The organism is Dictyobacter alpinus, from assembly GCF_003967575.1.
Taxonomy (GTDB): Bacteria; Chloroflexota; Ktedonobacteria; order Ktedonobacterales; family Ktedonobacteraceae; genus Dictyobacter; species Dictyobacter alpinus.
On sequence record NZ_BIFT01000001.1, the window covers coordinates 4,860,424 to 4,873,232 of the forward strand.

A 12,809-nucleotide genomic window follows, 5' to 3' on the forward strand; every position below is an offset into this window, starting at 1 on the left:
TGCTTCAAGGTAAGCTGCAGGCCCTGTTGTCTGGCGCGTGCGATGATCTGAATACTCAGGATCGAGTCGCCCCCCAGGTGGAAGAAATTGTCGTGAAGACCAACCTCTTTAACATGGAGGATGTCGGACCAGATGCTCCTGAGCGTCTTCCCGACATCCGTCACAGGCGTTTCATCCGCCTCCAATTGATCGACGATCTCCCACATCGGCTCTGGTAATGCCTTCCGATCAATTTTGCCACCGGTGGTGACTGGGATCGCCTCGATTGGCATGATGAGCGTGGGAATCATATAGGCTGGCAGATACTGTTGTAGGTGCGCGCGTACGCCTGCTATATCCAGTGTGGGTGTGGCGGGAACCACGTACGCGACCAGATATTTGCGCTGCTCCTTTTCGTGCAGTACGACGACACATGCGCGTATCTCTGGATTTCGGGCAAGAACGGCCTCGACCTCGCCCATCTCAATGCGAAAGCCGCGTATCTTGATCTGGAAGTCGCCGCGCCCGATAAAGTCCAGCCTGCCATCGGCACGATAGCGTACCAGATCGCCACTCCGATATAACCGGCTCCCACTTTCAGTACTGAATGGATCAGGGAGGAAGCGCTCAGCGGTTAGCGCCGGTTGCCCGCTGTAGCCACGCGCCACGCTTGCCCCTCCAATGTATAGCTCGCCGATGGCGCCCAGCGGCACTGGGCGCAGATGTTGATCGAGGACATAGGTGGTGCAATTTGTGATGGCCCGGCCCAGATCCGGTACACGTTCAGATGTTCCGATTGCCGCGACGCTGCCCGATGTGGTGACCACGCTATTCTCCGTTGGCCCGTAGTTATTGATGAGCTTAAAGGGCATGTCGGGCGTAGGATAGCTGCGTAGCCGATCTCCGCCGGTCAGGATTGTGCGCAGCGACATGTGCGTGGGCCAGACCTCGTTAAGCATATGTTCGAGGAGGGGCGTTGGGATAAAGCTTATCGTGATGTTCTGCTGCTGGAGATAGTGTTGGAGCTGCGCCGGTGAAGGGCGCGTCTCATCATCTACCAGGCAGATGCAGGAACCACTGGCCAGATAGGGCCAGAGTTCCCACACGGCCGCGTCAAAGCCTGATCCGGCCAGATGGGTCGCGCGATCCTCCTCTCTGATCGCGAATGCCTGCCGATGCCAGGCAATCAGATTGGCTAGCCCCCTATGCTCAATGGCGACGCCCTTTGGACGACCGGTAGAGCCAGAGGTATAGATGACATAAGCCAGATTTCGTATCGTTGTTTGAATGGGAACCGTGGTCGTCGGTTGCGTGCTGAACTCTGTCCAGGAATGATCCAAAAGCAGGGTTGCGCGACTGTGAGCCTGCAATAGCTTCCTCTCCTGCTGATCGGCCAGCAGAACCGGTCGTTGCGCATCCTCAAGCATAAAGATCTTGCGTTCTGGCGGATACTCAGGGTCCAGTGGCAGATAGGCTCCATTCGCTTTGATGATCCCCAGCAGTCCGATCACCATCTCTAGCGAGCGATTGGAGCAGACCGCCACGATGCTATCGGGTCCTACCCCCAGATTTTGCAGGCGCCATGCGACCTGGCTTGCGCGGCGGTCCAGCTCGCGATAGGTGATCTGCTCATCATGCGCTACCAGGGCGATGCGCTCGGGATATTGGGCTACCACTGCCGCGACCAGTGCCTGAACGCCCTGTTCAATCTGAGGCTTCCGGGTCGCTGCGGGCCATGTCTCCAGCAGCAGGAGTCGTTCGGCTGGCGTGAGCAACGACAGGTCGTTAATATGTTGCTCGGCTGAATGGCAGATGCCTTCAAGCAAATAGTGCCATTGTTTTAGCAGCCGCCGCATTGTTTCTAGTTCAAAGAGATCGATATTGTATTCAAGCGCGCAATGCAGACCCTGATCTGTATTGGTGACGAAGAGCGTAAAATCGAATTTCGAGATGGCCGATTCGAATGAGATTGTCTCGGCCTCTAGCCCGTCAAGGCTATCGGCCCGCGTCGGCATGTCTTGCAGCGCGAACATCACCTGAAAGATCGGCGAACGGCTCAGATCACGTCGGAGCTGCAGGGCGTCAACCAGCTTCTCGAAAGGCACATCCTGGTGCGTGTACGCTCCCAGTGCGACCTCCCTCGTCCGCTGCAGGAGCTGGCGGAAGGTTGGATTGCCAGCCAGACTTGTGCGCAGGACGAGATTGTTGACGAAAAAGCCAATGATCCCCTCGACCTGCGTTTGTGTGCGATTGGCGATCGGTGTCCCGATAGTGATATCCTCTTGTCCACTGTAGCGGGCGAGCAGGACCTGAAAGGCGGCGATCAGGGTCATAAACAGGGTGACACCCTCCCTCTGGCTGAGTTGCTGGAGCTGCTGGCGCAGCGCTGGTTCCAGTAGCTGTTCCAGGTGCGCACCTCGGAAGGTCTGGACGAGGGGACGTGGATGATCTGTAGGGAAGTCGAGCGGCTCCATGGCTTCTAGCTGCTTCAGCCAGTAAGCGAGCTGCTCGTCCAGCGTTCCGTCCCGTAGCCATTTTTGCTGCCAGGTGGCGAAATCGGCGTATTGCAGTGGAAGCGCCGGCAGTGCATGTGCTTCCCCATGCACATAGCTGTTATAGATGCTGGTAAACTCACTGACGAAGATGCTCATTGACCAGCCATCAGAGATAATGTGATGCATGCTGATGAGGAGGATGTGCGTCTCTCTCCCTATGCGTAGCAGGCGCACGCGCAGCAGCGGACCCGCGCTGAGCACAAACTTTTGCTGTATCTCCGCGCGTAGCAAGGTCTCGATCGTCTCCTGCCGCTCTTCCTGGGGTAGTCCGCTCAGATCGCAGACGGGCAGTGGACAGCCACTGGCGGGCTGGATATGCTGCAGCGGCTCTTCCGGGGTACCTTGAATGCTGGTGCGCAAACTTTCATGGCGGCGCACCAGCTCATTCAGGCTCCACTGTAGCGCCTCAACGTTGAGCGGGCCTCGCAGCTGAACAGCGTGCGCCAGGATGTATGCCGTGCTGTCCGGTTCCAGCTGATCCAGAAACCAGAGGCGCTTCTGCGCGAATGACAGGGGCAGCGGCTCCTCTCTGGAGACCGCGACCAGCGCAGGCATGTCTTTGCGTGCTGTCTGCTGCAGGCTTCTTTCAATGTAGCCTGCCAGATCGGAGACGCCGGGATGCTCGAAGAGGGCGCTCAAGGGGATCTCCCTTTGGATGGCCGGTCGAATCCTGGAGATGATCTGCGTTGCCAGCAGAGAATAACCACCGAGCGCGAAAAAGTTATCGTCGCCGCCAACGCTTTCGAGTCCCAGCACCTGCGCGTAGATCCCGCTGACCATCTCCTCAATCGGTGTCAGCCCTCGCTGTACCTGTTCGGCGTCCGTGGCGTTTTCTTCGGGACTGGGGAGCGCGCTACGATCCACTTTCCCATTTGGCAACAGTGGCAGGCTGCTTAAGGCGACAAAATGCAGCGGCACCATATACTCGGGGAGCCTGTTTCTCAGGTGGCGCTTCAGCTCGGCTATGTCGAGCGACCCGTTCATATCCTCTTCGGCAATGATATACGCCACTAGCCTTTTATCGCCTGCTCGGACCTCCCTGTCGATGACGCGCGCGCTGTGGACAGCTGGATGCTGCTGCAGGACGGCTTCGATCTCGCCTAATTCGATGCGGTAGCCACGTACTTTGACCTGCTCGTCAACGCGACCGAGAAATTCAATGCTGCCATCGGCTCGATAGCGGCCGAGATCGCCTGTGTCGTATAACCGCGCGCCCGCCTCCTGGCCAAATGGATCGGGGAGGAAGACCGCCGCCGTCTGTTCGGGCCGCCGGAGATACCCGCGACCGACCCCCTTGCCTCCGACATAGATGCGCCCGCTAACGCTGATCGGGACCGGAGCGAAGCGGCTGTCTAGAATATAGATCCGGGTGTTTACTATCGGATAGCCGAGCGGCACACGCACCTCTTGCGCGGCTGGCGGCTCTGTAATACGGGCATGGGTGACATCATCTGAACATTCTGTGGGTCCATAGGCGTTGAGCAAAGGGATGTCTGGATACCGCTGCAGCCATCGGCGCGTCAGAGCGGGGCTAACCGCTTCACCTGTAACTATCAACCAGCGCAGGCTCTTCCCCGCCAGTCGATCCTCTTCCAGTTGCTCTACTTCATCAAGCAATAGCGAGAGAAATGATGGTACCACTTCCAGAATACTGATCTGTCTGGCGCGTATCTCTTGCAGCAGGTGTTGAGGCTCAAGCATCACCTGGTTAGGGATGATGTCGACCTGCCCTCCCAGCATGAGCGACGCGCAGAATTGCCAGACCGAGATATCGAAACAATGGGAGGCGGTCTGCGCGATGAAATCATTTTCGGTCAGCCGCAGATCTTTAATCTTGGCGAAGAGGTGATTGAGCATCCCCTGGTGGGTGACCATCGCTCCCTTAGGACGGCCAGTGGAGCCGGAGGTATAGATCGTGTAGGCCAGTTGATGCGCACTCTGCTGCTGGCTAATGGGAGGATCATCGCTCTCGTCTCTATCATTCTCGTCCAGGCAGATTGCATTGATCGTGCCGGGCATGGTTGGGCGCAGAGTAGAGGTGGTCAGGATAATGGCCGGTTCCGCATCCTCCACAATTGTCGCGATACGCTGTTGGGGATAGGCTGGATCGAGTGGAACATAGGCGGCTCCGGCTTTAAAGATCGCGAGCATGCCGATCAGCATCTCTACCGAGCGTTCCAGGTAGAGTCCGACCAGTTGCTCTGGCTGTATGCCGCGCTGGAGCAGCTGGCGCGCCAGCTGCTGCGCCCGGCGGTTTAATTCCGCGTACGTCACATATTCCTGTTGATAGACGACAGCGATGCGATCGGGTGTCTGGCTGGCCTGCTGTTCAAACAGTCGATGGAATGGCGCCTGCAGAGGATAGTCCGCCTGTGTGCTATTCCATTCGTTGAGCATACTATTCCGCTCGCGTTCGCTAAGCAGGGGCAGGGATTGAATCCTGCTTTCAGGCTGGCTGACAACCTGCTCCAGCAGGGTTCGCCAGTGTTCCAGCAGGCGTGCGATGCTCGCGAACTCGAACAGGTCGGTATTATACTCAAGGTCGCAGTGGAGACCCGTGGCCGTCTCTTCCCAGGAAAACGTGAGATCAAACTTCGCGCTATGGTGGAGTAGTGGAATCGTCTGTATGCGCACACCTTCAAGGGTGGTGGTCTCCTCGGTCGGCAGCGTCGCTGGTTGAGAGCTTACCAGTACCTGGAAGAGCGGGGGCCGGCTGAGATCTCGCTCAGGCTGAAGCTCTTCGACGATGCGCTCAAACGGAATATCCTGGTTCGCATAGGCTTGCAAGGCGTTGTGGCGCACGCGTACCAGTGCCTGCGTAAAGGTGGGGTTGTCAGTAAGGTTAGTGCGCAGAACCAGGGTGTTGGCGAAGAAGCCGATCAGACCTTCAAGTTCAAGCTGCGTCCTATTGGCAATATCCGTTCCAACGCTGATATCGCTCTGGCCGCTGTAGCGTGCGAGCAGGATCTGGAAGGCTGTGACCAGCGTCATGAATAGGGTGGCGTTTTCTTGCTGGCTCAACGTTTGGAGTGCCTGCAGCAATGGAGGGGCGATGGTGATATGTTGATGGGATCCATGGAACGTCTGGATCGCGGGCCGGGAATGGTCAGTGGGTAGATTAAGCGGCTCTATATTCCGTAACTGCTCTTTCCAGTAGCCGAGCTGCGTCTGTAGCTGCTCGCTGCCGAACCAGTTGTGCTGCCAGGCAGCGTAGTCTGCGTACTGAATGGGCAGCTCCGGCAGCGTGGTTGGTTGCTGGGTGAGGTCGACATGATAGTAGTAGCTCAGCTCGCGCATAAAGATGTTCGTGGACCAGGCGTCCGCGATGATATGATGGGTTGTGAGCAGGAAAATATGCTCATCCACACCAGCACGCAGCAGGGTGGTGCGCAAGAGCGGTCCCGTGGAGAGATCAAACCCTGTTTCCGTCTCCTGGATGGCCAGCCTGTGGATCTCCGCTTCTCGCGTTTCTTCTAGGAGTCCGCGCAGATCCACGATCGGCAGGTGGTAGTCATCGGCATCCCCGATGACCTGTACCGGTATGGTATCGCGCGTTTGAAACGTTGTCCGCAAGATCTCATGCCGCTGCACGATCTGCTTGATGCTGTGTTCGAATGCCCGTGCATGGAGCGGGCCGCTCAGACGCAGTGTCGCTGGCATCGTGTAGGCTGTGCTGGCCGGTTCAAGCTGATCGAGAAACCAGAGGCGCTGCTGAGCAAATGATAGGGGGAGTGGTTGTGTGCGAGCAACTTCACACAGCGAGGGTTGTGATGGTGTCGGTTGCTCACGGAGCTTGTCCTGAATAGCGCGGGCGATGCCCTCGATGGTTGGCCGCTCAAAGATCGCACGCAGCGGCACCTCCACGCCCGCGATGGCGCGGATACGAGCCTGCAGCTGGGTGGCGAGCAACGAATGTCCACCCGCCGCGAAAAAGTGGCTCTGTGGTTCCGGCTGTTTGAGCGCCAGGAGTTCATGATAGAAGCCCGCGATCACCTCTTCAATAGGCGAGAGTGGTCGTGCGCGTCCGGATAGCACCTCTGACTGTTGCTCCTCCGGTGTTGGTAAGCCGAGTCGATCGATCTTGCCATTAGGCGTGAGCGGGAATTGTTCCATGACGAGAATATATGCTGGCACCATGTAGTTGGGCAGCATCTGGCGCAGATGGTCTCGTAACTGCTGCGTCGCGATCGTGCTGTTGGGCTGAGCGATGACGTAGGCGACCAGGCGCTGGTCCGCCTCGCTGACCCGCCACAGGGAGACGACGGCCTCGCGCACGGTCGGATGCTGGACCAGTGCCGCCTCGATCTCGCCGATCTCGATGCGCAGGCCGCGCAGCTTGATCTGCTGATCGCCGCGCCCCAGGTATTCTAGCCGTCCGTTGGCTCGGTAGCGTACCACATCGCCGGTGCGGTAGAGGCGCTCCCCCGGTGTCGCGCTGAAGGGATCGGGCAGGAAGCGCTCGGCGGTCAGTCCCGCCTGCCGGAAATAGCCACGGGCCACGCCCTGGCCACCGATGAACAGCTCGCCGGGGACACCCGGTGGCACGAGCTGACCGACGCGATCGAGCACATAGAGGGTGGTGTTGTCGAGTGGAGCACCCAGCGGGACTGGGGAGGTCCGCTCCAGTGCCGCCAGCCGGGCGGCGGCCGACCAGATGGTGGTCTCGGTTGGTCCGTACAGGTTCCACAGGGTGCGCGCCGGATGTAGCTGGGAGGCCAGCGCCGGGGGAAAGGCTTCACCGCCGCAGAGCACCTGCAGGTCTGCATGCGGCCGCCAGCCGGCGGTGAGCAGGAGCTGCCAGGTGGTGGGGGTAGCCTGCATGATGGTGATGGCCTCTTCGTCCAGGTGCCGGGCCAGGGCGGCGCCATCGGAACTGAAGTGGCGTGGTGCCAGGGAGATCTGAGTTCCGCAGAGCAGGGGCAGGAAGATCTCCAGGGCGGCGATATCAAAAGAGATGCTGGTGATGGCCAGCCAGCGATCCTGCTCCTGCAACTGCAGACGAGGGAGCATCGCGGCCAGGAAATTGAGCAGGTTGTGCTGTGTGACCATGACGCCTTTGGGTCGCCCGGTGGAACCGGAGGTGTAGATGACATAGGCGAGCTGGTCAGGATGGAAGGCCACAGTGGACGTGAGGGGCAAGAGGTCGGCCTGCGGGTCCAGTAGGCGAGGCCAGAGCTGATCGAGGCACAGTGGCAGGCTGGCGTGATCGCCGACGAGGGGCAACAGGTCCTGCTGGGTCAGCAGGAGCAGAGGCCGGACCTCATCGAGGATGGTGCGCAGACGCTGTGCGGGATAGGAAGGATCGAGGGGCAGGTAAGCCGCGCCGGTTTTGAGGACGGCGAGCAGGGCTAGCAGGAGATCGGGTGAGCGCTGCAGGCAGAGGGGGATGCAGTGCTCGGGACCGATGCCGTGGCGCTGTAGGAAGGAGGCGAGCAGGTCAGCGCGGTGATCGAGTTCGGAGAAGGTGAGCAACTGATCCTGGAAGGAGAGCGCGACGCGATCGGGGTAGTGAGCCGCCTGCAGCGAGAAGGCCTGGGGCAGCGAGAGTTGGGAGGAGGAAGGAACGGCGGAGTCGTTCCAGGTGTGCAGGAGCAGCTGCAGCTCGCGTGGAGTGAGCAGAGGGAGTGCGCTCAGGGGAGAAGAGGGCCGGGCCACGATGCCCTCCAGCAAGATCTGCCAGTGTTCCAGCATGCCCGCGATCGTCTCGGCCGCGAAGAGATCGCTATTGTACTCAAACGCGCAGACAAGTCCCGGTGGTGTATCCATGATTTCCAGGGTAAGGTCATACCTGGCGATCGTCGCCTCCTGCTTAAAGTAGGATACTTCCAGGCCGTCGATGGTGGCATTGGCGGCTGGTATATTGTGGAGTGCGAACATGGCCTGGAAGAGTGGTGAGCGGCTCAGGTCGCGCTCGGGCTGTAGCGCTTCCACCAGTTTCTCAAAGGGCACATCCTGATGGGCGTATGCCTGTAGCGTCGTCTCACGCACGCGCGCGAGCAGCTGACGAAAATCGGAAGCTCCAGCAAGGTCACTCCTCATGACCAGGGTATTGACAAAGAAGCCGATCAACTGTTCAAGCTCGGTGTGGGTGCGCCCCGCGATCGGTGTGCCGACCGCGATATCGTCCTGTCCGCTATAGCGGGCCAGCAAGACCTGAAAGGCCGCTAGCAGCAGCATGAATAGCGTCACGCCTTCCCGCTGGCTCAGCTTTTTCAGGCTGGAGGTGAGATCGCTCGTAAGGTAGGCGTAGAGACGCGCCCCATGGAAGGTTTGTAGAGCCGGCCTCGCATAATCCGTGGGCAGGTTCAGTGTGCTTACGCCAGCCAGATTTTGCCGCCAATAGTGAAGTTCGCGGGTCAGAAGATCTCCCTGCAACCAACTCTGCTGCCAGATTGCGAAGTCGGCATATTGTATGGGAAGTTCGGTTAATGGTGAGGGTTCATCTTTGTTAAGCGCGTTGTAGAGCTGGCTTATCTCATGGATCAAGATCTGCATTGACCAGCCATCCGCCACGATATGGTGGATGGTGAGGAGCAGGACGTGCCTGTCTATGCTTAGTCGCAGCAACTTGACGCGCATCAAGGGTCCCTGTACCAGATCGAATGGCTGCCGCGCCTCTTCCTTCGCCAGCCCATGCGCGATATTGCCGCTTGCTTCGTCGCCCAGTTTACTGAGATCGATGACTGGAATGATCAGCGTTGGGTCGGCGGCCTGAATAAACTGGAATGCGTGTCCTGCGCTGGCATGGAACACAGTACGTAGACTTTCGTGTCGGGAGATAACCGTTCGCAATGCCCGCTCCAACATGGCGATCTCTAGCATTCCTTCCAGGAGTAAGGCGGTGGGAAGGTGATAGTGGACGCTGCCAGGCTCTAGCTGCTCGATGAACCAGAGTCGTTGTTGGGCAAAGGAGAGCGGAATCTGCGGCCGACGCGCTGCGGGACTCAGGGATGGCCGTTCGTTTTCCTGCTCCTCTCGCATCAGCTGCTCAATCGCCCGGGCCAGTTTTTCAATGGTCGCCGTCTCAAAGAAGAGGCGTAGTGGTAGTGCGGGCCGTACCAGGCGTTGCAGGCGCGACATAACCTGGGTTGCCAGCAAGGAATGTCCACCGATGGCGAAGAAATTTTCGTGGATCCCGATCGTTTGACGGCCCAATACCTCGCACCAGACGGTCGCGATCAACTCCTCAATAGGCGTGCGTGGCGTGCCGGCATCTTCCTGCTCCTCTAGCAATTGCGCGATATTTAGCTCGGGCAAGCTTCTCCGATCGATCTTGCCGCTGGGTGTTAATGGTAGCGCATCCAGCTGGCTAAAGAACGCGGGCACCATATAATCAGGCAGGCGTTCCTGGAGGTATTGCCGCAGCTCCTGCGCCGCTGGCATCTGCTCTGCTGCTGCCGGTAGGACATAAGCGACCAGGCGTTTGTCCGATGGATCCACTTCGAGGACGCTGACGATGGCCTCGTGGATAGACGGATGGCTGCGTAAAGCCTCCTCGATCTCAAAGAGTTCAATGCGATAGCCACGTATCTTTACCTGTGTATCGGCACGCCCGATAAAATCGATCAGACCGGTGCTTTGATAGCGGGCGAGATCGCCCGTCTTATAGAGCCGTGCCCCCGGCTCGCGGCTGAACGGATCGGGAATGAAGCGTTCGGCGCTCTGTCCGGGTCGGGCCAGGTAGCCACGAGCCACGTGTTTGCCGCCGATATAAACTTCTCCGGCGACTCCGACCGGAACTGGCTGCAGGGCTGGATTGAGAATATACATTTGCGTATTGGAGACCGGCGTGCCGATCGAGGGTAGCGCTGACCAGGACGACACATCGTGATCCAGAGTGAACGAAGTGACGACATGGCATTCTGCGGGTCCATACTGATTGATCAGCGTACAGTCCGCCAGCGCGGAGAAGAACAGCTCCACGGCCCCGCTAACCTGGAGCTGTTCGCCAGCGGTAATTACCTCTTGTAGATGATCTGGGAGCTGCCGTTCGCTTTGCGCGACCTGCGCCAGCTGTTGCAGCGCCACAAAGGGGACAAATAAGCGTTCGATCGCGGCTTCGCGCAGTGTCTGTAACAGGACCTGCGGGTTGATACGCACCTCATGCGAAGTGATGGTAAGGATGCCTCCGGTCGACCAGGTAGCAAAAATCTCCTGGCAGGCGGCATCAAAGCTCAAGGTGGTGAATTGGAGGGTCCTGCTTCCCTGGTGCGCGAACGAGTGCGCCTGTTGCCAGTGCATGAGGTTCACCAGCGGGCGGTGTGGCATTGAGATTCCCTTGGGGATGCCCGTGGAGCCAGAGGTGTAGATGATATAGAGCAGCTGTTCTGGGTTGAAGGCTACCTCCGGTGGTGTGGTCGGGAAACGTGTCTGCTGTGTGTAGATCTCCTCCAACACAAGTAGCTGGCAGTGTGGATGTTGGGGACAATGCTCGCGTAAGGATTGCTGGGTAATCACAACGGGCGGCTGCGCGTCGGCAAGCATGATTTGGAGCCGCTCCTGAGGATAGGTTGGATCGAGAGGGAGATAGGCTCCACCAGCTTTTAAGATGGCCAGCAGGGCCATGGGCATCGCCAGGGTGCGTTCCAGGCAGATCCCCACCGCCTGATCTGGCCCCACGCCGTACGCGCGCAGGATATGTGCTAACCGATTGGCCTGCTGATCTAGCGCGGCATATGTCAGGATACTATCTTCAAATGTGAGTGCAGCCGCGTCAGGAATACGTCGTGCCTGCGCTTCAAAGAGGTGGTGCAGTCCGTTCGCCACTGGATACTCGCTCTGTGTGGCATTCCAGCTCACCAGTTGCTGCTGTAGCTCACCAGTGGTCAAGAGATTGAGTTCTTGTAAGCGTATGTATGGCGTGTGCAGAATTGTTTCTAGCAGATTCTGCCAATGACCAAACATGCGTTGAATGGTGGAGGCTTCAAAGAGGCTGGTGCTATACTCAAAAGTGCAGCGCAGTCCCTGAGCACTCTCGGTCACGATCAAGACGAGGTCAAATTTGGCGGTCGTGCTCTCCAGCGGCAGCGGGTGCATCTGTATCCCCGTGTCTAGCTCAGGTATCGCTTGCGCGTGTTGTAGCACAAACATGCACTGGAAGAGCGGAGAATTGCTCAAGCCGCGCTCCGGATGGATCGCCTCAACCATCTTCTCGAAGGGGACATCTTGGTGAGTATACGCCTCCAGCGCGACCTCTCGCACCTGTTTGAGCAGTGCGAGAAAGGTTGGATTATCCGCCAGGTCGCTGCGAATCACCACAGTATTGACAAAAAAGCCGATCAAGCTCTCAAGTTCAGCCTGCTTGCGCTGGCTGATCGGGGTCCCCACGCTGATATCGGTCTGGCCGCTATAGTAGGCTAGGAGCATCTGGAACGCGGCCAAAAGCAACATAAACAAGGTGACATCTTCTCTCTGTGCCAGCGCCTTAAGCCTGTCTTGTAGCGCAATCGAGAGCGTGATATGGTGCTGCCGTCCTTCAAAAGTTGGCATGGATGAGCGGGGATGATCAAAGGGGAGGTCAAGCGGCTGCACATTGTGCAGCTTCCGCCTCCAATATTGGAGTTGTTGATCCAGAAGCGGTCCCTGTAGCCACTCCCGTTGCCAGATGGCGAAATCAGCGTATTGGACAGGTAAGGCGGGAAGTTGCGCGGGCCTCTCTTCTCTATATGCGACATATAATTGTACTAGCTCCTGGATAAGCAGGTCGCCGGACCAGGCATCCGAGATAATATGGTGCATGGTTATGAATAAATAGTGTTCCCGCTGTGTAGAGCGCACAACCATCACTCTGAGCAATGGTCCGGCGGCGAGGTCAAACGGCTGTTGGAACTCCTGTTGCGCTATCTTGAGGGCTTCCGCCTCGTGATCGAGAGCCTGCAAGCGCGTAAGATCGACCAGGGGGAATTGAATGGTGGGATCCGGCGCGATCTGCTGTACTGGCTGATTGTCCTGCATGGGAAAGGTTGTGCGCAGGCTCTCATGCCTGCCGATGACCGTGGTCAGGCTCTTTTCTAGCAGATGAACGTCCAGCTCTCCCTGCAATTGCATCATTTGCGGAATATTGTAGACGGACGAATCGGGTTCAAGCTGATGGAGAAACCAGAGACGCTGTTGCGCGAAGGAAAGTGGGATGCTATCTCCCTTTTGGCGCAGGGAGATGGTGCTCTGTCGCTCCCCTTTGAGTCCCCGCTCTTTCAAGCGAGCCTCAAACAGGGCCTGCTTTCTCGCTATCAATGAGTCTGATTGTTGTTGAGATTTTTTCATCACCATGCATCT

General features: G+C 58.3%; 1 pseudogene (running past one end of the window). It reads right to left on the reverse strand.

Annotation, left to right across the window (positions count from 1 at the left end):
- Positions 1-12,797: pseudogene (locus EL633_RS19155) on the reverse strand (non-ribosomal peptide synthase/polyketide synthase); its annotated part reaches 2,857 nt to the left of the window's first position; the annotation flags it as partial.
- Between the last annotated feature and the right edge of the window lie 12 nt (positions 12,798-12,809).